We start from the raw sequence: 20,345 nt of genomic DNA, 5'->3' as shown, positions 1-20,345 counted from the left end.
AAGTCCGGGCATGCCCGGCTCGCCCCGCGGCGGCCTGCCCGCTACACTGCCGGCATGAACCCCTGAACGCGGCGAGACCGCTGACAGGGGCGCCGAGGCTGTCCTGTTCCCCATGTCCGTATCCACGCAAGGCTCTTTCCTGCACCGCATGTTCCCGTGGCGCCAGCGCGTCGACCGCACCACACTGCGCGCCGACGTGATCGCCGGCCTGCTCGGCGCGGTGCTGGTGCTGCCGCAAGGCGTGGCCTTCGCCACGCTGGCCGGACTGCCGCCGCAGTACGGCATCTACAGCGCGGTGGTGCCCTGCATCGTCGCGGCGCTGTTCGGTTCGAGCTGGCACGTGATGTCGGGGCCGACCAATGCCAATTCGCTGGCGTTGTTCGCCATGCTGAGCCCGCTCGCATTCGCCGGCAGCCCCGCGTATATCGGGCTGGCGCTGGCGGTGACCATCGTGGTCGGCGTGATGCAGCTCGCGGTCGGCACGTTGCGGCTCGGTTCGCTCGCCAACTTTATCTCGCCGTCGGTGTTGCTCGGCTTCACGTGCGGCGCCGCGACATTGATCGGGCTCTATGCACTGAAGGATGTGTTCGGCCTGCAAGTGCCGACCGGCACCAGTGCCTTCGGCGTGCTGCGCCACCTGGCCGAACACGCCGACACCATCAACTGGTCCGCGGTTGCCGTCGCTGCCGTGACGCTGGTGGTCACGCTGCTATGCAAGCGGCTGTGGCGCAAGCTGCCGTTCATGCTGCTGGGCCTGCTGGCCGGATATGGCGTGGCGCTGCTGCTAAACCAGGCCGGCACCTTCGCCCAGCATGTGAACGTGGTCGGGCCGATCCCGTCGGCCCTGCCGAATTTCCACGTGCCCGACGTCGACTGGCGCAAGCTGCCCGACCTGCTCGGCATCGCCTCCGCGCTGACCATCGTCGCGCTGGGCCAGTCGATCTCGATCGCCAAGGCGGTGGCGCTGCGCTCCGGGCAGCATATCGACGCCAACCGCGAATTCATCGGCCAGGGGCTGTCCAATATCGCTGGCGGCTTTTTCTCCGGCTATATCTCGTGCGGCTCGCTCAACCGCTCGGTACCCAACTTTGAAGCCGGCGCGCGCACGCCGCTGGCCAGCGTGTTCTCGGCGCTGTGGCTGGTGGCGCTGGTCGCGGTCAGCGCGCCGCTGCTGGCGCAGATCCCGATGGCGGCGATCGGCGCCATGCTGCTGCTGGTAGCGTGGGGACTGCTCGATATTGCGCGGCTGCGGCGCATCTTCACGCTGAGCCGTACCGAGTTCGCGATCGCCATCGGCACGTTCGCCGCGACGCTGGTGATCCGGCTCGAAATGGCCGTGCTGCTCGGCACCGTGCTGTCGCTGGTGGCCTACCTGTACCGCACCTCCCGGCCGGCTGTGCGCAGCCTGGTGCCTGATGCCGACGACCCTGGCCGGCGCTTCACGCCGCTGGACGAACTGCACCGTCCGCAGCCGGAATGCCCGCAACTCAAGCTGCTGCGCATGGAAGGCGCGATCTACTTCGGCGCCGTGCAGTACGTGACCGACCGCCTGCACTGGCTGCGCACGGTCAATGCCGGCCAGACGCACTTGCTGGCGATGACCAAGAGCATGAACTTCATCGACCTGGCGGGCGCGGAGATGTGGGAAAACGAGCTTGCCGAGCGCCGCGCCATGGGTGGCGACCTCTACTTCCACCGCCCGCGCACGCAAGTGCTGCAGACATGGGAGCAGACCGGCTTCAGCAACAAGCTGGGGCCGGACCATATCTTCCCGACCAAGCGGCAGGCGCTGCACACGATCATTGGCAAACTGTCGCCCGAGATCTGTGCACAGTGCCGCGCCAGGATCTTCGAAGAATGCGCGTCACGGCCGGGAGCATCCATGCACGACGCCGCCAGCACGGATGCGGCGGGCGCACCGCAGCCGAAGGCATGCGCCACCACGGCGGCACGCTGACGCGTCGCGCACAACGTCCCTTCAGCAATAAAAATCTGCCGAGGACAGTGTTAAACAAACGGAAATTGAAACAGCGGAGATGACGGTAGTGCCTGCGCCGGCGTTGCCGGACCAGGTACGCAAGGCCGGACGGCCCTACGCGGTGATGCCTGATGGTGGATGGGCGCCCGCGACATGCCGACGGCTGGCCGGGGCATCCATCCTCATCAGATCGGCGCCACGTGGGCGCGCTTGACGACGATTGGCTGGGGCGCGCCCTGCTCGATCAGCACCACGGCGGCGCGTTCAATGGTTTCGCGGCCGGCACGGAATGCCTCTTCCAGCGACAGCACCTGGTCGGCGCTGAAGCCTTCCCACAGTGCCTCGCGTGTCACTACGCAAGTCACTTTCTCGCCATTGACGATCGCCTGGAAGAGCAAGCCTTCATTGTTGATGTCGTAACGCTCTTGCTCTTGGAATTTGATATCCATCGGTGCAGCCCTCCATATGCAAGTGGAGAAGAATCCTAACATGGCTCCGGCGATATCGTGCGGATCCGGCTTGTGCGATTGCGCTCAAATGGATGACCTGCAAGGCTGGCGTTCGGTTCCGTTCACCGGATGGCTGCCGGCATCGGCATGCGCGAAAAGCGTTGCGCCTGGTTTTGCTCCAACTGTTGACAGCGCCGAAAATCATGCTAGAATCTCGTTCTTCGTTGGGGCGTTAGCTCAGTTGGTAGAGCAGCGGACTCTTAATCCGTAGGTCGAGTGTTCGAGTCACTCACGCCCCACCAGCGAATACAGAAAGGCCGGAAGCAGCAATGCTTCCGGCCTTTTGCTTTTCCCCGCTCCGCTTTTCGTTCCGATCGCTTCGAAAACTGCCGCGGGCAGGCAACGCATGCCCGCGGCAGTCCATCCCGGCGCGGTCAGGCACCCACGCTGGCGCGCTCGAACAGCGTGCGCGCCAGCGCGCGATGCCGCGTCAGCACGCTGGGCAGGTCCGCCGTCAGCAACACGCCATCGCGCACCACTTCGCGGCCGTTGATCACGCTCGCCGCGACATTGGCCGGGGTGCAGAACACCAGCGAAGCGACCGGGTCGTGGCCGCCGCCGGCAAAGCCCACTCCTGACATATCGAAGGCGACGAAGTCCGCCGACATGCCCGGTGCGAGCGCGCCGATATCGTCGCGGTTGAGCACGCGTGCGCCGCCCAGCGTGGCGATCTCCAGTGCCTCGCGCGCGCTCATCGCAGCCGGGCCGTAGCCGACGCGCTGCAGCAACATGGCCTGGCGCGCTTCGCCCAGCATGTGCGCGCCATCGTTTGACGCGCTGCCGTCGACGCCCAGCCCGACCGGCACGCCGGCATCGCGCATCGCCCGCACCGGCGCAATGCCGGAGGCGAGGCGCATGTTCGAGCACGGGCAATGCGCCACGCCGGTGCCGGTACGCGCGAACAGCGCGATACCCTCTTCGTCGAGCTTGACGCAGTGCGCGTGCCACACGTCGTGTCCGACCCAGCCCAGATCCTCGGCATATTGCGCCGGCGTCAGGCCGAACTTCTCTCGCGAGTACGCGATGTCGTTGTCGTTCTCGGCCAGGTGGGTGTGCAGCGACACGCCGTAGTGCCGCGCCATCACGGCCGACTCACGCATCAGGTCGCGCGATACCGAGAACGGCGAGCACGGCGCCAGCACGACACGCAGCATGGCATGGCGCGCGCTGTCGTGGTATTGCTCGACCAGCCGCTGGCTGTCGCGCAGGATCGCGGCCTCGTCTTCCACCACCACGTCGGGCGGCAGGCCGCCCTTGCTGCGGCCCACGCTCATCGAGCCGCGCGCGGCGTGGAAGCGCATGCCCATCTCCTGCGCGGCGCCGATCGAATCGTCCAGGCGCGAACCGTTGGGGAACAGGTAGAGGTGATCGCTGGTGGTGGTGCAACCGGACAGCATCAGCTCGGCCATCGCGGTCTTCGTCGACACGGCGATCATTTCCGGCGTCAGGTGCGACCACAGCATGTACAGGTTGGTCAGCCACGAGAACAGCTCGGCATCCTGCGCGGCGGGCACGGCTCGCGTCAGGCTCTGGTACATGTGGTGGTGCGTGTTGACCAGGCCGGGCGTCACCACGCGGCCGCGCATGTCGAGCACCTGCGCGCTGCCGTCGTCGACCATGCGGCGGTATCGGGGCGGCAGTTCGTTGGTGGGGCCGACCCATTGCACCGCCGGCCCCTCGGCGACCAGCGCGCCGTCGCGGATCTCGCGGCGCTGCGCATCCATCGTGACGAGTACGTCGGCGTTCAGGGCAATCAGGGTCATGGTGGCATTCCTTCGGTTCGTGGGGACAGATGCCGCCAGTCTAAGGCGAAGGGTTGCTCGCGCCTAAGCATGGAATTCCGACCACCGTGTCCACAAAAAGTGGACACCGGCACCACCCTCACTAACGAGCCTGGGCGAACAACGTGGCCAGTGCATCGCCGATGCGTTCGGCCATCAGCTCCGCGGCCGCGCTGAGCGTGCCGCGCGCACGCGCCACCAGCGTCAGCGTCTGGCCCTGCAAGTGGCGGTCGCGCAGCGGCACATACACCAGCGCCTGCCGCGCGCGCTCCTCCATGACATCGAGCGGATTCAGCAGCGCCACGCCCGTGCCGAGCATGACCAGCTGGCGGATCAGCACGGTCGAGGTCGATTCGGCCACCGGCGACACCTCGATGGCATTGCGGGAGAAGGCGGCGTCCAGCAGCGCGCGGATCGACAGCGATGGCGCGGGCAGGATCAGCGGATAGCCGACGCACTCGCTCAGCAGCACCGACGGCTGCGCCGCCAGCGCATGGCCTGGCGGCACCACCGCGCCGATCTGCCAGTCGCTGGTGGCCAGCGCACGAAAGGCGGGCAGCTCCGGCAAATCGTAGCCAAGCCCGAGATCGGCATCGCCCTGCTCGACCGCGACAACGATATCGGCAACCGGCAGGTCGTTCACGCGCACGACGATGCCCGGGTAGCGCTGGCGGAAGGCATGCACCAGCGACGGCATCAGGGAGCCGGCCAGCCCCGCGGTGACCGCCACGGTGACGTCGCCGCGGCGAGCTCCCTTGAACTCTTCGATGCGCTCGCGCAGGGCATCATGATCGCGCAGCGTCTGACGGACGTGGGCCAGCACCATCTCGCCCAGCGGCGTCAGGCGCAGCCGTTTGTTGATGCGTTCGAACAGTGGCGCACCCAGCTCGGCTTCGAGATCGAGGATCTGCCGGTTCACGGCCGTCGGCGCCACGTGCAGGTGCTCGGCCGCCTTGCGGATCGAACCGCGGCGGACAACCTCGTCGAGGTAGCGCAGGACTCTGGCGTGCATGGGCTGGCAGGGTATCGGGACGTGCCGCATTGTAGCGGCGGGCGCGTGCCCTGCCGCCGCCCGCCTTCGCAAAAAATGGCGAAAGGGTCTTGCGTCGTATCAGATACCTTGCTACAATCTTTTTCTTCGTTGGGGCGTTAGCTCAGTTGGTAGAGCAGCGGACTCTTAATCCGTAGGTCGAGTGTTCGAGTCACTCACGCCCCACCAGCGAATTCATGAAAAGCCGGAAGCTTGCTTCCGGCTTTTTTCATTTCTTTTTTGTTTCCGCTCGCCAGTCCGTTCCAGGCCCCACCTACGCTTGTGCAAGCCGGGTTCACCCATACGGCACGGCCGCCGTTTTCTTGATACGCGGGTTGTCACCAATTCCATTGCGCGCGCTTTCCCGGTTGAATCGCTCCCGCACACGTCGTGGAACATAGTTCCGTATCGCGGAACGATGGCGGCGTGCAGGCCGCTGCCGCACCCTGGCGCGGCCGGGTCGGCCGGCGCGGGAAGACTGACGGCGCGGGGCGCGCGATAAATCTGCGCCCGAGAAAACGCCTGCAGCCCGCCTGGCAAGCAATCAGTGAAAGAAGAACGGAGGCATCCTTGAAAGCAGTCAACAAAGCAGGCGCAGCCGCCTGCGTCGCAGCCATCGGCCTGGCGTACGCCGGCTTTGCCCAGGCGCAGTCCTACCCCACCAAGCCGATCCGCCTGATCGTCCCGTTCGCGGCCGGCGGCACCACCGACATCGTCGCGCGCTCGGTCTCCGACGCCCTGGGCCGTGAACTGGGCCAGCCGGTGGTGGTGGAAAACCGCGGCGGCGGCGGTGGCGCGATCGGTGCCGACGCGCTGGCCAAGTCCGCACCGGACGGCTACACGCTGGGCATCGCCACGGTCAGCACCATGGCGACCAACCCGGCCACCAATCCGAAGAACCCGTACGACCCGCTCAAGGACTTCGCGCCGATCACCAACCTGGTCAACGTGCCAAACGTGCTGACGGTGAACCCGAAGGTGCCGGCCAAGACGCTGAAGGAATTCGTTGCGCTGCTGAAGGCCAACCCGGGCAAATACAGCTACGCTTCCGCCGGCAAGGGCAGCATCTCGCATCTGGATGGCGAGCTGTTCAAGGACATCACCAAGACCGACATGGTCCATATCCCCTATCGCGGATCGGGCCCGGCGCTGAACGACACGCTGGCCGGCCAGGTCAACGCGCAGTTCGACAACCTGCCGTCGTCGATGCCCCATATCCAGGCCGGCAAGCTGCGTGCGCTGGCGGTGGCGGCACCCAAGCGCGTCGAGGGCCTGCCCGACGTGCCGACCTTTGCCGAAGCCGGCATGAAGGACATGAACAACATGGCCTGGTACGGCCTGGTAGCGCCGGCCGGCACGCCCGCGGCCATCCTCACGCGCGTGCACGCTGCCGCGGTCAAGGCACTGCAGGACCCGAACGTGAAGCGCCGCCTGGCTGAAAGCGGCGCCTACACCGACGGCAATACCTCGGCCCAGTACACCGCGCAGATCAAGCGCGAACTCGACCTGCGCAAGAAGATTGCGCATGACCAGAACATCACGCTGGAATAACCGGCGCCAGGACGAGGGGCCATCGAACGGCTGCCGCATGGCAGCCGTTTTTTCATCTGGACGCCACCAAAGGTGCCGATAGCGACACTGCCTGGCTCGAAAGTTCTGACCCATCGGCCGGATCTTGATCCAGGACAGGACGCTACGCCCACCCAAGCGTTTCAATATCCCTGGAAGAAACTTTCACTTTGCGGACACGCGCCAACTCGGTACATTAGCTGGGTGATCCGCCACACGGCCGGCCGCATGCCGGACCACGCTCGGCCCCAAACCCGGCATCGCACAGGCGCTGCGCTGCCGATATCGCGAGGATAAGACAGATGCTGAAGAAGACCGTTTCGACCCTGATCATTGCAGCACTCGCCGCTGTGGGCGCGACGCAGGTTTATGCGCAGAAGAACTACACCGAGGGCGGCGACCTCTACGGCGGCAGCCACACCAAGAAGCAGGCCAGTCCGAACCAGAACCCTGCTAAGTCGGGCAAGTTCGACCCCTACACCGACGGCGCCAAGAAGTCGACCCGCTCCGACCTGACCAGCTCGGGCAAGAAGTTCGACCCGAACACCGATGGTGCCAAGGCCGGCAAGTATGATCCGTACACCGACGGTGCCAAGGCCGGCAAGTTCGACACGTACACCGATGGCGCCAAGGCGCCCGCCAGCCAGGGCAGCAAGGCGCAGTAAGCCTGCAGTTGCCAAGTAAAACAGCCCGCTTCGGCGGGCTGTTTTACTTTGGCTTGGCGGTCTCTGTCAGGCAGCCAGCGCCTGCGCCGGCCGTGCGGGCTGCATCGTGCGGCGATCGCGGAAGCCGACATGCCAGGACAGCGCCTCTTCCAGCAGGTGCGGCGTCTGGCCGCCGTGGGCGCTGGCGCGGCGGAAATAGTCGCCGAGCAGCTCACGGTATTGCGGATCGGCGCAATTGGCAATGATGGTGCAGGCGCGCTCGCGCGGTGCCAGCCCGCGCAGGTCGGCCAGGCCATGCTCAGTGACGATGATGTCGACGTCGTGCTCGGTGTGGTCCACGTGCGCCACCATCGGCACGATGCTCGACACATCGCCACCCTTGGCCACCGACTTGGTCACGAACACCGACAGGTGCGCATTGCGCGCAAAGTCGCCGGAGCCGCCGATGCCGTTCATCATGTGCGTGCCGCCCACGTGCGTGGAATTGACGTTGCCGTAGATGTCGCACTCCAGCGCCGTGTTGATGGTGATCAGCCCCAGCCGGCGCAGGATCTCGGGATGGTTGCTGATTTCCTGGGGGCGCAGCAGCAGCCGCGAACGGTAGCGGTCCAGGTTCGACAGGAAGCGCTGGTAGACCTCGCGCGTCAGCGTCACCGACGAGGCCGAGGCGAACGACAGCCGGCCCGCATCGAGCAACTCGATGGTGCTGTCCTGCAGCACCTCGGAATACATTTTCAGGTCGCGGAACGGTGAGTCGACCAACCCGTGCAGCACGGCGTTGGCAATGGTGCCGATGCCGGCCTGCAGCGGCTGCAGCGACGGCGACAGCTTGCCCGCGCGCACTTCGCGCAGCAGGAAGTCATTGAGGTGGCCGGCGATGTTGCGCGTCTCGTCGTCTGGCGGCAGCGCGTTCGACGGGCTGTCGTCCCTGGCGGTGATGACGATGGCGGCGATCTTCTCCGGATCGATCGGAATGTACGGCAGGCCGATGCGCTGCTCGGCGGCGATCAGCGGGATCGGCTGGCGGTACGGGCGCTGGACCGGGAAATAGATGTCATGCAGCCCTTCAAGCTCCAGCGGCATGTTCATGTTGATCTCGACGATCACCTTGCGCGCCAGCATGGCAAAGCTGGCCGAATTGCCCACCGAGGTGCTGGGGATGATGCCGCCCTGCTCGGTGATCGCGACGGCCTCGACCACCGCGACGTCGACCGGCGCGATCTGGCCGGAACGCAGCTGCTCGACGGTTTCGGACAGGTGCTGGTCGATGAACATCACTTCGCCGGCGTTGATCTTGCGGCGCAGCGTGGCATCGGACTGGAATGGCAGACGGCGCGCGATCACGTTGGCCTCGGCCAGGACGCGGTCGATGTCGTTGCCGAGCGAGGCGCCCGTCATCAGGGTAATGCGCAGCGGCTCGGTCGCCGCGCGCCGCGCCAGCGCGAACGGGACTTCCTTGCAGTCGCCCGCGCGGGTGAACCCGCTCATGCCTACGGTCATGCCGTCGCGGATCAGCGCGGCGGCTTCGTCGGCCGAGACTACCTTGTCATGCAGCCTGGCCAGGCGAATGCGTTCCTTGTCCATCGTGATCTCCGGTCTGGCGGCGCAGGCCCTTGCCCGTGCCGCTCGCCCCGTGCCTCGCGTCACTGCAGGCTGGCTTGCGGGTTCTCCGGCTGGCAGTGTAGCCAGCTGCCTATATTCCGGCTGCGATTTAAAGTCATGGATTCCAGTCGCTTTTTTCATGGCAGTTGCCGCTACCGGGGGCGCGCGCACCACTCACTGCGCCTGGTGCCTCAGGACATACCCGCAATGTCACAAAAATGGCAAAAGTTTCTGGTAGTGTCTCGCCTCATCGGTTGAACGGGCCCGCCAGAGAGGTCCTGCAACCGTGCCGCCCGGGCCGGCCATGCTCGGCCCAGCAACCCGTTGCAACAGCGTGACGGGTGCCCGCAGCATCGTAGTGGCGGCATTTTTAAAAATCAGGAGACGCCATTCATGCAGCCGAGACCTCTCGAACCCAACGAGCCGGTCGTCCTTGCACTGGTCGACGCCGTTACCGCCTGGCAAGACGCCCTGGAGCAGACCCTCTCCGCCTCTGGCCTGACTTACGCCAAATGGTTGTTGCTGCGCGCGGTCCGGCGTGGCGACTTCGTGCGCGGCGCCCCCTTGCCGGGCGCCATGCCGATCGATGTCCCGCAGTCTGAACTGCTGCTGCATGAACTGCGTCGCGACGGCTGGATCGAGTATGCCGAGGCCATTACGCCGCGCATCGCCGACACCGCCGTGAGCCGCCTCGAACGCGCCTCGCAGGCGCTCAGCGCGCTGCACAGCGTGTCGGTGGCACCGTTCAGCCCGCAGGAGCGCGTGGCGCTGGGCAGCCTGCTGGAACGGATGAAGATCCGGCTGAACGATCACACCACGCGCCAGATCCGCGTGGGCGGCGAAGCCGCGCGCCAGGACAAGCTGGCCAATGCCGCCGGGACCGCCACGCCGGCCGGCGTGTCGGCGTCCGTCGTCCCCTGCACGGGACTGTTGCCGGTTGCGCATCGCCCGGCGTCCTGTCCTACCCTCGCCAGCGCACGCTTCTGACGCGCGCGCCAGGGCCGGTTGCCGCCTCCCTTGCAGGCGGACCGGCCGCACTGTCCGGATCGTTCGCTTTCTTCGCGACTTTGTCCCGCCAGGTCCGCTGATTTTTCCTAAAGTATGAGCATGCCCCGGCACATGCCGGACCGGGCGGCGTCGTTGCCGCGCGGGCCGCACTGGCCGCGTCGTCCATCGATACCGCGAGGAGGGATCATGCCGCAGGAGAACGAAGACAAAGTCGCGCACCTGCTGGACGAACTGCTTGCCTTCGCGCGGGAACGGCTGCCGGCGGCCACGTTTGGCGCTGCCGAGCCTTTCCTGCGGCACTACTACGACCAGGCTGACGCCGACGACCTGCTGCACCGCGAGGTCGACGACCTGTATGGTGCCGTGATGGCGCACTGGCAGACCGCGCAGAAGTTCGTCCCGGGCAGCGCGCGCATCCGCATCTACAATCCCACCCTGGAAGAGCACGGCTGGCATTCCGACCATACCGTGGTCGAGATCGTCAACGATGACATGCCCTTCCTGGTCGACTCCGTGACCATGGAGATCAACCGGCAAGGGCTGGCGTTGCATTCGGCGATCCACCCGGTGTTCCGCGTCTGGCGTAGCGCCACCGGCGGCATCGAGCGCATCGCCCTGGGCGGCGCCGGCGAGCCCGGCGACAATTCACGCCTGGAATCCTTCATCCACTTCGAGGTCGACCGCAGCGGCGAGGCCGCGCGGCTGGAAGCGCTGCGCAGCGGTATCGCGCGCGTGCTGGGCGACGTGCGGGCCGCGGTCGAAGACTGGCCTGCAATGTGCGACATCACCCAGGCCACCATCGCCGCGCTGGCGCAGGCACCGGATGCCGCCTCGCCCGACAGCACCGAGGCCCGCGCCTTCCTGGAATGGATGATGGACGACCATTTCTCCTTCCTCGGCCAGCGCGACTACCAGCTGGTGGCGCAGGAAGGGCGTTATTTCCTGCGCGGCGTGCCGGGCTCTGGCGCGGGCATCCTGCGCGAGAGCCTGCGCGAGCCGGACGCGCAGGACCTGACGCCGCTGCCCGCCGCGGCCACCGCCATCATCGAGGGACCCTCGCCGATCTTCGTCACCAAGGCCAATTCGCGCGCCAGCGTGCACCGACCGGGCTATCTCGACTATGTCGGCGTCAAGCTGCTGGATGCACAGGGCCAGCTGTTCGGCGAGCGCCGCTTCGTGGGGCTGTACACGTCTACCGCCTACATGGCGCCGATCGCCGAGATTCCGCTGGTGCGGCGCAAGTGCGCCAATATCCTGGCACGCGCCGGCTTCCTCACCAAGGGTCACCTGTACAAGTCGCTGGTCACGATCCTCGAGCAATATCCGCGCGACGAACTGTTCCAGGCGAGCGAGGACGAACTGTTCGACATCACCATCGGCATCCTGCGGCTGCAGGAACACCAGCGCACGCGGCTGTTCGTGCGGCGCGACCGCTTCGACCGCTTTGTCTCGTGCCTGGTGTTCGTGCCGCGTGACAAGTACAACACCGACCTGCGCCAGAAGATCCAGAAGCTGCTGACCGCGGCCTTCCACGGCACCAGTTGCGAATTCACGCCGCTGCTGTCGGAATCGCCGCTGGCGCGCATCCAGCTGACCGTGCGCGGCGAGCCCGGCACGATGCCGCATGTCGATACCGCCGAACTGGAGCAGCGCATCGTCCACGCCAGCCGCCGCTGGCAGGACGACCTCGCCGAAGCGCTGCACGAAAGCCACGGCGAAGAACAAGGCAACCGGCTGCTGCAGCGCTATGGCACCTCGTTTCCCGCAGGCTACCGCGAAGACTACCCTGCCCGGACCGCGGTGCGCGACATCGAGCTGATGGAGCACGCGCTGCGCGCCAACGACAGCGCGCGCGGCATGGCCATGAACCTGTACCGGCCGATCGAGGCCGCGCCGGGCGCGTTCCGCTTCAAGGTCTACCGCGCAGGCGAGCCGATCGCGCTGTCGCACAGCCTGCCCATGCTCGAACACCTGGGCGTGCGGGTGGACGAAGAGCGTCCGTACCTGATCGAGCCCGATACCGGCGCGCCGGTGTGGGTGCATGACTTCGGGCTGGAGATCGCGGACAGCGGCGGCGCGGCGGATTTCGATATCGCGCGCGTCAAGGCACTGTTCGAAGACGCCTTTGCGCGCGCCTGGCATGGTGAAATCGAGAACGACGACCTCAACCGGCTGGTGCTGCGCGCCGAAATGGCCGCACGCGATGTCACCATCCTGCGCGCCTACGCGCGCTACTTGCGTCAGGTCGGCTCGACCTTCAGCGATGCCTATATCGAACGCGCGCTGACCGGCAATGCGGGCATCGCGGCGATGCTGGTCGCGCTGTTCATCGCGCGCTTCGACACCGTCAGCCAGGTGGCTGCCGACACCGCGCGCCAGGCGCGCTGCGACAAGCTGCTGGCGGATATCGAAGCCGCGCTCGACAAGGTGCCCAACCTCGACGAGGACCGCATCCTGCGGCTCTTTCTGGGGGTAATCCAGGCCACGGTGCGCACCAACTATTTCCACCGCAGCGAGGACGGCCAGCCGCGTCCCTATGTGTCGTTCAAGTTCAACCCGGCGCTGGTGCCGGGGCTGCCCGAGCCGCGGCCGATGTTCGAGATCTGGGTCTACTCGCCGCGCGTCGAGGGCGTGCACCTGCGCGGCGGCCGCGTGGCGCGCGGCGGGCTGCGCTGGTCCGATCGCCGCGAAGACTTCCGCACCGAGGTGCTGGGGCTGATGAAGGCGCAGATGGTCAAGAACACAGTAATCGTGCCGGTGGGCTCCAAGGGCGGTTTCGTGGTCAAGCGCCCGCCTCCCCCGACCGACCGCGATGCGTTCCTGCAGGAAGGCATCGCCTGCTACCAGACCTTCCTGCGCGGGCTGCTGGACCTGACCGACAACCTTGTCGGCGGCCAGCTGGTGCCGCCACCCGACGTGGTGCGGCATGACGACAACGATCCCTACCTGGTGGTCGCCGCCGACAAGGGCACCGCGACGTTCTCCGACTTCGCCAACGCGATTTCCGCCGAGTATGGCTTCTGGCTGGACGATGCCTTTGCCTCCGGCGGCTCGGTCGGCTACGACCACAAGAAGATGGGCATCACCGCGCGCGGCGCGTGGGAGTCGGTCAAGCGGCATTTCCGCGAGATGGGCGTCGATATCCAGACCACGGACTTCACCGTGGCCGGCGTCGGCGACATGTCGGGCGATGTGTTCGGCAACGGCATGCTGTTGTCGCCGCATATCAAACTGGTAGCCGCCTTCGACCACCGTCACATCTTCCTCGACCCCGATCCGGATCCCGCGCGCACGCTGGAAGAACGCACGCGGCTGTTCAGCCTGCCGCGCTCGAGCTGGGCCGACTACGACGCCACGCTGATCTCCGCTGGCGGCGGCATCTTCCCGCGCACGGCCAAGACCATCGCGCTGACGCCGCAGGTGCAGGCGGTGCTCGGCATCACGGCCAGCGCGCTGTCGCCGGCCGAGCTGATCCACGCCATCCTGATGGCGCCGGTCGACCTGCTCTACAACGGCGGCATCGGCACCTACGTCAAGTCGAGCCAGGAAACACACCTGCAGGCCGGCGACCGCACCAACGACGCGGTGCGCGTCAACGGCAACGAACTGCGCTGCAAGGTGGTCGGCGAAGGCGGCAACCTGGGCTTTACCCAGCTGGGGCGCATCGAGTTCGCGCGCAAGGGCGGCCGCATCAACACCGATGCGATCGACAACTCCGCCGGCGTGGACTGCTCCGACCACGAGGTCAATATCAAGATCCTGCTGGGCCTGGTGATGGCCGACGGCGAGATGACCGAGAAGCAGCGCAACAAGCTGCTGGCCGAGATGACCGACGAGGTCGGCCTGCTGGTGCTGCAGGACAACTACTACCAGACCCAGGCTTTGTCGGTGGCCGGGCGCCACGCCGCGCCGCTGCTCGATGGCGAGGCGCGGCTGGTGCGCTGGCTGGAGCGCGCCGGGCGGCTGAACCGCGCGCTGGAATTCCTGCCGTCCGACGAAGAGATCGCCGAGCGCAAGCTGGCCAGCGAAGGGCTCACGTCGCCCGAGCGCGCGGTGCTGCTGGCGTACAGCAAGATGTGGCTGTACGACGCGCTGCTCGATTCCGACGTACCCGAAGACCCGCTGGTCGGCGGCCTGCTGGCCGACTACTTCCCGGTGCCGCTGCGCCAGCGCCATGGCGAAGCCATGCATCGCCATCCGCTGCGGCGCGAGATCCTGTCGACGCACCTGACCAATATGCTGGTCAACCGCATCGGCGCGACCTTCGTGCACCGGATCATGGAAGAAACCGACGCGCGCCCGGCCGACATCGTGCGGGCCTGCCTGATTGCGCGCGACGTGTTCGGGCTGACCGCACTGTGGCAGGAGATCGATGCGCTGGACAACCGCGTGCCCGATGCCGAGCAGGCGCGCATGTTCGGCGAGGTGGCGGTGCTGCTGGAGCGAGCCTGCCTGTGGTTTATCCGCTATCTGCGCGGCGGCGGCCAGGCCGGCGCCCAACTGGCGCGCTTTACGCAGGCGGCGCAGTGGCTGGTGCCGCAGTTGCCGCAACTGCTGCCGCCGGCCGATGCGGCGGCGCTGGCGGAACATGCCAGGACCTTCTCCGATGCCGGTGTCGACGAGGTGCTGGCCTTGCGCGTGGCCGGCAGCGAGATTTCCGCGGCGGCACTGGATATCGCCGAAGTGGCGAATGCGTGCGAGCGCAGCCTCGACCTGGTCGCGGGGGTGTATTTCGCGCTGGACAGCCACCTGAGCTTCAGCTGGCTGCGCGAGCGTGCGCTGGCGCTGCCTTCGGACACGCACTGGGACCTGCTGGCGCGCACGACCACGCTGGAAGACCTGGGCCGGCTCAAGCGTGCATTGACGGTCAGCGTGTTGTCGCAGCCCGGCGAGCTGGAGTCTCCGGAAGCAATGATCGATGCCTGGCGTACCAGCCGCCATGGTGCGCTGGAACGCTTTACGCGCATGCTGGCCGACCAGCGCGCGTCGGGCGCGGCGGGGCTGTCGATGCTGTCGGTCGCGGTGCGCGAGATCGGGATGCTGGAGCGCGGCTAGCGCGCCAGCCGTGGGGCGGGCAAGTCGGCGAGCGCGGCGGGCGCGCCGGGCTTACTCGCCAGCGTCCGCGGCATGCGCGGCATCGTCGTCGCTGTCTTCTTCGATGTCCGTGTCGAGGCCATCATCGGCCCCGCGGGCGCGCAACTCCAGCCCGAGCAGCACCAGCAGGTCGAAGGCATCTGACAACAGGTGCTTCTGCCGGGGCAGCAGGCTGGCATAGGGCATGTCGTAGATCGACTGGTGCGCGGCGCGCTGCCCCTTGAGGCCGCGGTCGCGCGCGATATCAGACAGCAGCGCGGCAAACCCGGACAGGTCCTGCGCCGCCAGCGCCGAATTCAATACCTTGGCGATGACTTCCGGGGAAGCATTCGCCCAGCCCATGCGTTCAGCATTGGAAGCGGAGTCTTGAGGAAAGTCGGCAAAGTCCATTTTGTGTTTAACGGTCCCGCCGGAGCGAGCTTAAGTCGGCAGCCATGTGAATTTGACCCCACATGCGTGGGGTGCGCACAGGCTTGCGACGCCGATACGGCTATCGCGCTGCCGGCTTCGCAGCTACCTGCCGGTAGACCGTGGTGCCATCGCGCGCGGTACGGGCCTGGACATGATTGCGGGCGCCGCACTGCGGGCAGCGGAACACCGGCCCCTGCCCTTCGTTGCGGATCTGCACCTCGTCCGGCTCCCAGCGCGCGCCGCAAGCCTGGTTCCCACAAACAAACATGAACTCTCCTGAAAATTGATAATCAAGGCCTCGACAGCGAACCGCTCAGCCATTTCGTTGCACCCACTGCCGCGCCCATGATATCGCCGCGGCGCGGGCATCCTCCGGCGTGGCATGCGTGGTCGGCGGCGCACCGCCTTCCAGCACGACTGCGCCAGACTCCCAAATATCGCACAACGCCTTGAAACGTCCCGGCCCCAGCGCGTGGCAAAACACGTGGACCACAAAGCCGCGATACTCGACCACGTCGGTCGCGTCATCGGTCAGCGCCCGGTCGGCGCTGGCATCGGATGGCACCACCGGTGCATCCGCCCGGGGGTTCGACCCGCCTCGCGCCGGACTTGCCCGCACCAGCGCCACGCAAGCGCCGCCCAGCGCCGCGCCAAGCGCCACGCCCAGGCCAAACCAGCAAGCCCTGCTTCCACACTCCATCGGCATCCCCTGTCATTGGCCCCTGCCGGCAATCCTGTCACCTGCGCAAGACACTGGCAGCGTGCGCGGTGTTGGTTTCAGGTTATACCAATCCGGAAGAAGGCCACTGCGGCGCACCAGCCCCCTGAAATAAGAATCCGGGCGTGACCGAACCACTGGCGGCGACTATACTGTATATCCATACAGTAATCCGACAGGCGTCCTGCCGCTGGCCGCGCTGCCGCATGGTCCTTGCCATATGCCCCTGTACCAGTCCGATTCCATCCTGCTTGAGGCCTTCTACTTCGGCGACGATGCTGAATCCCTGCGCCTGCCCTGCGGCAGCGTCAGCGTTGACGCGGGCGCCATCATCGTCCACGGCATCGAGCCGGATCTGCTCCGGTCGCTGCGCTGGACACCCGATTTCCTCTCATTCGAGACGCACGGCACGCACCACCGCTACCCGGTCAGCCGCCCGGTGCTGGTCGGCCCCGCGCAGGCCCGCTTCGCCCTGCTTTAAGCTAGGCTTCCGCCAACACCATGCCCTGCCGACGCCAACATGCCAGACCGCAGCCTTGCCGCCAGCGAACTGATCCGCACCCTTGACCTGAAGCCGCACCCCGAAGGCGGCTTCTATCGCGAGACCTACCGCAGCGCAGAACGGGTCGTGTGTGCCGACCAGCGTATGCGCGAAGCCAGCACGGCGATCTACTACATGCTTTGTGGCAACGACTATTCCGCCTGGCACCGCATCCGTTCCGACGAGTTGTGGCACTTCCACCGCGGCTCGCCGGTAGACGTGCACAGCATTGTCGACGGCGGCATTGTCACGCAACGTCTCGGCGACCCGTTGCGCCACGCCGGCGCAACCTTCCAGGCGATAGTTCCAGCCGGCCGATGGTTTGCCGCGGAACGCGTGGACCTGGGGGACAACGTCGACTTTGCGCTGGTCGGCTGCACCGTGGCACCGGCCTTCCAGTTCAGCGAGTTCGAACTAGCGGATCCCGCCGCGCTTGCCGGCCTGGCAAGCGGCCATCACTCCCTGTTTCGCCGGCTCTCGCGTTAGCCCCTGGCAAAAAAACAGCCCGCCACGGCGGGGTGCGGGCGGGCCGGTCAGGACTGCTGCGCCAGTCTACGCCGCCACGCCGCGCCCCCATCACCAAAGAACCCGGGTATCCCACCGCATTTTCCGCCGACAGTCCGCGCAGCAGCGCTATACTGTATATCCATACAGTATTCTTCCTGTGCGCCAATGTCACCCGAACCCGCCATCTGCCCCGTTTGCGGCGCCGCCGCCGAGCGCCTGCGCGCCGCGCCACGCGGCTACCGCTACACCTGCCCCAGCTGCGGAACCTTCCAGATCAGCTCCAGGGCGTTATCGTGCCGCCCCGGCATGCCGGCCTCGGCCCGCGAGGATATCCGCCGGCTGCGCGCCTATGGTCACCTGCCGCTCCTGGACGTGACCCGGGATGTCATCAGCATCAGTCCTGGCAGGCCCTGACCGATGGGCAACAACAAGCTCGCTTCCCGTTGCCACATGCCGGCGGCGGCGCCCGACAGCTATCCGGTTTCCGGGGCCAACGGCATCCTGGGCCGCATCCCCGGCCACTACATTGCCGCCGCGCTGGGCACGCTCGGACCGGCCACTCGCGACGGCCCTGGCCACCGCGAAGTGCTGCTCGAGGCCGGGCACGCCGGCACCGTACGGCTGTTCCTCGAAAAGAAGCAGGCGCGCCATGGGCGGTACACGCACTACTACTGGTCCGCCTACCGCGCCGAGCCCGAGCCAGCCCCGTAACCGGGAGTCTTGCGCGCGGCACATGGCTGTCGGACGAAGACGGATACCGGCGCCCCGCGAGCGCGCCGAGACTGGCTGCATCGACACAACCGGAGATCGCCATGCCAGGCAACAACATCCATGTCGTTCCCGTCGAACACGGCTGGGCAATCGAATCCGAAGGCGGTGCCGGCGGGCGCCAACTGTTTGCGTCGCAGGAAGACGCCATCGCTGCGGGCACGGAGAAAGCGAAGCAACTGCGCGTCGAACTGCTGATTCACGGCCGCGACGGTCAGATCCGCCTGCGCAACAGCTTCGGTAATGACCCGCCCGATATCAAAGGGTAATACCGGACTACTCGCCAGCGGACTCCTGCCCGCCGCCACCGAGATACAAGCCCTCGATGCGCGACCGCGTCGCATAGTAAGCGAGAATCAACGACGCGGTCAGCGCAAGCCCCGCCACCGCCAGCGCGATGCAGGTGGTACCGGCAATCCCCATCCCATGGTCCTTGTCCGACATCCCGTCCTCCGTCATTGCGACAGGACGCCATCATCCTGTCATGCCATGGCCGCAGCCAGAGCATCCACTATAGGCGCAATGCGGAGCCGGTTACGGCGCAGGTCACGCGTTCATGAACGCTTGCATTCGACCTTCTCTTCATATTCTCCGTCGTCGTCCCATTTACGCTCGATCAGGCATGGACCGTCGCGGTACTTTTCCTTGTGCTCATAGCCGCGCGGACCGCCTTTGCACTTGCGCTCTTCCTTGTACTCGCCATCGCGCTTGACCTCGCGTTCGATCTTGCACGGACCACTGCGAAATTTCTCCTTGTACTCGCCGCCTGCGTGAGTGACAGGTGAGGCGACCAGGCAGGAGAGGATGAGGAATGGAGTAATGAACGTGCGTGCCATGAGAACGACCTGCGCATGAAGTCGCTGAGCATAACAACAGCCGCTGTCAGAGGGTGTATCAAAGCGTTACGCCTCATCGCCTTCCACCGTGGGACCGCATGGCCAAGCGATGCAAGCTGAAGCAACACACGATCGCATCGCTGCGAACAAGACGCACAATGAAAAAACCCGCCTGGCATTCACCAAGCGGGTTTCTTGTCTGGTCGGGGCGAGAGGATTTGAACCTCCGACCACCTGCACCCCATGCAGGTACGCTACCAGGCTGCGCTACGCCCCGAAAGAAGAAGATTATATCAGAAGCATTTCGTGCATGACTAGCTCCCGAAGCACAAATTATCCCTGCTTCGCGATCTCGCGCAGTTGTGCGAGCAGGTGCTGCACCTCGACCAGTTCATTGCGCAAACCGGCCACATCGATCGACAGCGCTGCCGGGCTTTCCTCGCGGCTTTCGTCGGCGGTTTCCGGCGCCGCGGCAGTGTGATGGCGGCCTTCGTCGAGCCGGTTGCGCGCGCCGTTGATGGTGAAGCCCTGCTCGTACAGCAGTTCGCGGATGCGCCGGATCAGCAGCACTTCATGGTGCTGGTAGTAGCGGCGGTTGCCGCGGCGCTTGACCGGCTTGAGCTGCGTGAACTCCTGCTCCCAGTAGCGCAGGACATGCGGCTTGACGGCGCAAAGCTCGCTCACCTCACCGATGGTGAAGTAGCGCTTGGCCGGGATCGGCGGCAAGGCGATGCGTTCGCTGGATTTGTCCGACATGCGGTGTGTAGACGAGCGTCAGGCCATGCCGGCCATGAGGTTGGCGCGCAAGGTTTTGCGCGCCCAGAAGGATACCGATGCAGGCCTGCCGAAGCAATCCGCCTTTCGGGTGAGGCGGTGACGCGTCAGCCGGCGATGTCCGCGCGTTCTTCCACCAGGCCCTTGAGCTTCTGGCTGGCGTGGAACGTCACGACCCTGCGCGCGGTGATCGGAATCACTTCACCGGTCTTGGGATTGCGCCCGGGCCGCTGCGGCTTGTCGCGCAACTGGAAGTTGCCGAAGCCGGACAGCTTGACGCTGTCGCCGTGCTCCAGCGCTTCGCGGATGACGTCGAAGAAGGCTTCGACCATGTCCTTGGATTCGCGCTTGTTCAGGCCGACCTGGTCGAACAGCATCTCGGCAAGTTCGGCCTTGGTCAGCGTAGGAACTTCGGGCGCGCGGGTATCCGGCGTCGCGTCGTCAAGGGTGGAAGCCTGCCGGTCGCTCATGTCACCCAGTGCTGCAGCGGTCATGGAATTCGCGTCTCGATCATTCATGTCGATCGCTCAAGTGTCTGTCTGGCGATCCGCCCG

General features: G+C 66.2%; 21 protein-coding genes and 3 tRNA genes. 12 read left to right on the top strand and 12 right to left on the bottom strand.

What is annotated here, in order from left to right:
- Positions 1-112: 112 nt before the first annotated feature.
- A complete protein-coding gene (locus tag CTP10_RS05920) occupies positions 113-1,957 on the top strand; it encodes a SulP family inorganic anion transporter (protein ID WP_376790634.1) in 1,845 nt (614 codons plus the stop codon).
- A gap of 206 nt (positions 1,958-2,163) precedes the next feature.
- On the opposite strand, the gene CTP10_RS05915 is transcribed toward CTP10_RS05920, so the two are convergent.
- Complete coding sequence (locus CTP10_RS05915; protein ID WP_029047712.1) at positions 2,164-2,427, bottom strand: DUF1488 domain-containing protein; 264 nt, start codon at positions 2,425-2,427, stop codon at positions 2,164-2,166.
- Positions 2,428-2,653: 226 nt separating this feature from the next.
- Between CTP10_RS05915 and CTP10_RS05910 the strand changes: the two genes are divergently transcribed.
- Positions 2,654-2,729: transfer RNA gene (locus CTP10_RS05910), tRNA-Lys, on the top strand.
- A gap of 132 nt (positions 2,730-2,861) precedes the next feature.
- Here CTP10_RS05910 and CTP10_RS05905 read toward each other — a convergent pair.
- Together CTP10_RS05905 and CTP10_RS05900 are read right to left on the bottom strand one after the other, a co-directional pair.
- Positions 2,862-4,250 carry an 8-oxoguanine deaminase gene (locus tag CTP10_RS05905; RefSeq protein WP_116317743.1) on the bottom strand — a complete coding sequence of 463 codons (1,389 nt, stop codon included), beginning with the start codon at positions 4,248-4,250 and terminating at the stop codon, positions 2,862-2,864.
- A gap of 121 nt (positions 4,251-4,371) precedes the next feature.
- Positions 4,372-5,280 (bottom strand): LysR family transcriptional regulator, encoded by a 909-nt coding sequence (locus tag CTP10_RS05900; protein ID WP_116317742.1) that lies wholly within the window; start codon positions 5,278-5,280, stop codon positions 4,372-4,374.
- Between the two features lie 131 nt (positions 5,281-5,411).
- Here CTP10_RS05900 and CTP10_RS05895 point away from each other — a divergent pair.
- From CTP10_RS05895 to CTP10_RS05885, 3 genes are all read left to right on the top strand, one after another.
- Positions 5,412-5,487: transfer RNA gene (locus CTP10_RS05895), tRNA-Lys, on the top strand.
- A gap of 381 nt (positions 5,488-5,868) precedes the next feature.
- Positions 5,869-6,849: a tripartite tricarboxylate transporter substrate binding protein BugE gene (locus tag CTP10_RS05890; RefSeq protein WP_116317741.1), complete on the top strand. Its 981-nt coding sequence runs from the start codon at positions 5,869-5,871 to the stop codon at positions 6,847-6,849.
- A 320-nt stretch (positions 6,850-7,169) separates the two neighbouring features.
- Positions 7,170-7,532: a hypothetical protein gene (locus CTP10_RS05885; RefSeq protein ID WP_116317740.1), complete on the top strand. Its 363-nt coding sequence runs from the start codon at positions 7,170-7,172 to the stop codon at positions 7,530-7,532.
- Positions 7,533-7,598: 66 nt separating this feature from the next.
- Here CTP10_RS05885 and CTP10_RS05880 read toward each other — a convergent pair whose 3' ends face one another.
- Positions 7,599-9,116 carry an acetyl-CoA hydrolase/transferase family protein gene (locus tag CTP10_RS05880; protein WP_116317739.1) on the bottom strand — a complete coding sequence of 506 codons (1,518 nt, stop codon included), beginning with the start codon at positions 9,114-9,116 and terminating at the stop codon, positions 7,599-7,601.
- 411 nt (positions 9,117-9,527) lie between these two features.
- Between CTP10_RS05880 and CTP10_RS05875 the strand changes: the two genes are divergently transcribed.
- Together CTP10_RS05875 and CTP10_RS05870 are read left to right on the top strand one after the other, a co-directional pair.
- Positions 9,528-10,121: a MarR family transcriptional regulator gene (locus CTP10_RS05875; protein ID WP_116317738.1), complete on the top strand. Its 594-nt coding sequence runs from the start codon at positions 9,528-9,530 to the stop codon at positions 10,119-10,121.
- A 207-nt stretch (positions 10,122-10,328) separates the two neighbouring features.
- Complete coding sequence (locus CTP10_RS05870; protein ID WP_116317737.1) at positions 10,329-15,197, top strand: NAD-glutamate dehydrogenase; 4,869 nt, start codon at positions 10,329-10,331, stop codon at positions 15,195-15,197.
- Between the two features lie 51 nt (positions 15,198-15,248).
- Here CTP10_RS05870 and CTP10_RS05865 read toward each other — a convergent pair whose 3' ends face one another.
- The 3 genes from CTP10_RS05865 to CTP10_RS05855 all read right to left on the bottom strand — a co-directional run bounded on the left by CTP10_RS05865 (position 15,249) and on the right by CTP10_RS05855 (position 16,347).
- The gene (locus CTP10_RS05865; RefSeq protein WP_116317736.1) at positions 15,249-15,626 is read right to left on the bottom strand and encodes a hypothetical protein; all 378 of its coding nucleotides are present in this window, start codon (positions 15,624-15,626) and stop codon (positions 15,249-15,251) included.
- 100 nt (positions 15,627-15,726) lie between these two features.
- A complete protein-coding gene (locus tag CTP10_RS05860; protein WP_116317735.1) occupies positions 15,727-15,915 on the bottom strand; it encodes a hypothetical protein in 189 nt (62 codons plus the stop codon).
- Between the two features lie 45 nt (positions 15,916-15,960).
- A complete protein-coding gene (locus tag CTP10_RS05855) occupies positions 15,961-16,347 on the bottom strand; it encodes a hypothetical protein (protein WP_116317878.1) in 387 nt (128 codons plus the stop codon).
- Between the two features lie 238 nt (positions 16,348-16,585).
- Between CTP10_RS05855 and CTP10_RS05850 the strand changes: the two genes are divergently transcribed.
- From CTP10_RS05850 to CTP10_RS05830, 5 genes are all read left to right on the top strand, one after another.
- A complete protein-coding gene (locus CTP10_RS05850) occupies positions 16,586-16,846 on the top strand; it encodes a hypothetical protein (protein ID WP_116317734.1) in 261 nt (86 codons plus the stop codon).
- Between the two features lie 39 nt (positions 16,847-16,885).
- Positions 16,886-17,392, top strand: a complete 507-nt coding sequence (locus CTP10_RS05845) for a cupin domain-containing protein (RefSeq protein WP_116317733.1) — start codon at positions 16,886-16,888, stop codon at positions 17,390-17,392.
- Positions 17,393-17,578: 186 nt separating this feature from the next.
- Positions 17,579-17,827 (top strand): hypothetical protein, encoded by a 249-nt coding sequence (locus tag CTP10_RS05840; protein WP_116317732.1) that lies wholly within the window; start codon positions 17,579-17,581, stop codon positions 17,825-17,827.
- A 3-nt stretch (positions 17,828-17,830) separates the two neighbouring features.
- Positions 17,831-18,124: a hypothetical protein gene (locus CTP10_RS05835; protein WP_116317731.1), complete on the top strand. Its 294-nt coding sequence runs from the start codon at positions 17,831-17,833 to the stop codon at positions 18,122-18,124.
- A 101-nt stretch (positions 18,125-18,225) separates the two neighbouring features.
- Positions 18,226-18,450, top strand: coding sequence for a DUF2188 domain-containing protein (locus CTP10_RS05830; protein WP_116317730.1), 225 nt, complete (start codon positions 18,226-18,228; stop codon positions 18,448-18,450).
- Between the two features lie 7 nt (positions 18,451-18,457).
- Here CTP10_RS05830 and CTP10_RS05825 read toward each other — a convergent pair whose 3' ends face one another.
- From CTP10_RS05825 to CTP10_RS05805, 5 genes are all read right to left on the bottom strand, one after another.
- Positions 18,458-18,625 (bottom strand): hypothetical protein, encoded by a 168-nt coding sequence (locus CTP10_RS05825; RefSeq protein ID WP_158577635.1) that lies wholly within the window; start codon positions 18,623-18,625, stop codon positions 18,458-18,460.
- A 110-nt stretch (positions 18,626-18,735) separates the two neighbouring features.
- The gene (locus CTP10_RS05820) at positions 18,736-19,017 is read right to left on the bottom strand and encodes a hypothetical protein (protein WP_233527964.1); all 282 of its coding nucleotides are present in this window, start codon (positions 19,015-19,017) and stop codon (positions 18,736-18,738) included.
- Between the two features lie 200 nt (positions 19,018-19,217).
- Positions 19,218-19,294 (bottom strand) — tRNA-Pro (locus CTP10_RS05815).
- A 56-nt stretch (positions 19,295-19,350) separates the two neighbouring features.
- Complete coding sequence (locus tag CTP10_RS05810; RefSeq protein ID WP_116317728.1) at positions 19,351-19,773, bottom strand: MerR family transcriptional regulator; 423 nt, start codon at positions 19,771-19,773, stop codon at positions 19,351-19,353.
- Positions 19,774-19,898: 125 nt separating this feature from the next.
- Complete coding sequence (locus CTP10_RS05805) at positions 19,899-20,309, bottom strand: integration host factor subunit alpha (protein WP_116317727.1); 411 nt, start codon at positions 20,307-20,309, stop codon at positions 19,899-19,901.
- Between the last annotated feature and the right edge of the window lie 36 nt (positions 20,310-20,345).

The organism is Cupriavidus sp. P-10 (assembly GCF_003402535.2).
In the GTDB taxonomy this organism is placed as follows: domain Bacteria; phylum Pseudomonadota; class Gammaproteobacteria; order Burkholderiales; family Burkholderiaceae; genus Cupriavidus.
Note: the sequence above shows the minus strand (reverse complement) of the source record. Positions and strands in the feature narration are given on the sequence as shown.

Coding starts and splice junctions, on each gene's coding strand:
- CTP10_RS05880 (WP_116317739.1), bottom strand. CDS start 9,116: ATGGACAAGGAACGCATTCGCCTGGCCAGGCTGCATGACAAGGTAGTC.
- CTP10_RS05865 (WP_116317736.1), bottom strand. CDS start 15,626: ATGGACTTTGCCGACTTTCCTCAAGACTCCGCTTCCAATGCTGAACGC.
- CTP10_RS05885 (WP_116317740.1), top strand. CDS start 7,170: ATGCTGAAGAAGACCGTTTCGACCCTGATCATTGCAGCACTCGCCGCT.
- CTP10_RS05915 (WP_029047712.1), bottom strand. CDS start 2,427: ATGGATATCAAATTCCAAGAGCAAGAGCGTTACGACATCAACAATGAA.
- CTP10_RS05870 (WP_116317737.1), top strand. CDS start 10,329: ATGCCGCAGGAGAACGAAGACAAAGTCGCGCACCTGCTGGACGAACTG.
- CTP10_RS05840 (WP_116317732.1), top strand. CDS start 17,579: ATGTCACCCGAACCCGCCATCTGCCCCGTTTGCGGCGCCGCCGCCGAG.
- CTP10_RS05830 (WP_116317730.1), top strand. CDS start 18,226: ATGCCAGGCAACAACATCCATGTCGTTCCCGTCGAACACGGCTGGGCA.
- CTP10_RS05835 (WP_116317731.1), top strand. CDS start 17,831: ATGGGCAACAACAAGCTCGCTTCCCGTTGCCACATGCCGGCGGCGGCG.
- CTP10_RS05825 (WP_158577635.1), bottom strand. CDS start 18,625: ATGTCGGACAAGGACCATGGGATGGGGATTGCCGGTACCACCTGCATC.
- CTP10_RS05920 (WP_376790634.1), top strand. CDS start 113: ATGTCCGTATCCACGCAAGGCTCTTTCCTGCACCGCATGTTCCCGTGG.
- CTP10_RS05860 (WP_116317735.1), bottom strand. CDS start 15,915: ATGTTTGTTTGTGGGAACCAGGCTTGCGGCGCGCGCTGGGAGCCGGAC.
- CTP10_RS05900 (WP_116317742.1), bottom strand. CDS start 5,280: ATGCACGCCAGAGTCCTGCGCTACCTCGACGAGGTTGTCCGCCGCGGT.
- CTP10_RS05875 (WP_116317738.1), top strand. CDS start 9,528: ATGCAGCCGAGACCTCTCGAACCCAACGAGCCGGTCGTCCTTGCACTG.
- CTP10_RS05905 (WP_116317743.1), bottom strand. CDS start 4,250: ATGACCCTGATTGCCCTGAACGCCGACGTACTCGTCACGATGGATGCG.
- CTP10_RS05820 (WP_233527964.1), bottom strand. CDS start 19,017: ATGGCACGCACGTTCATTACTCCATTCCTCATCCTCTCCTGCCTGGTC.
- CTP10_RS05810 (WP_116317728.1), bottom strand. CDS start 19,773: ATGTCGGACAAATCCAGCGAACGCATCGCCTTGCCGCCGATCCCGGCC.
- CTP10_RS05850 (WP_116317734.1), top strand. CDS start 16,586: ATGCCCCTGTACCAGTCCGATTCCATCCTGCTTGAGGCCTTCTACTTC.
- CTP10_RS05845 (WP_116317733.1), top strand. CDS start 16,886: ATGCCAGACCGCAGCCTTGCCGCCAGCGAACTGATCCGCACCCTTGAC.
- CTP10_RS05855 (WP_116317878.1), bottom strand. CDS start 16,347: ATGGAGTGTGGAAGCAGGGCTTGCTGGTTTGGCCTGGGCGTGGCGCTT.
- CTP10_RS05805 (WP_116317727.1), bottom strand. CDS start 20,309: ATGAATGATCGAGACGCGAATTCCATGACCGCTGCAGCACTGGGTGAC.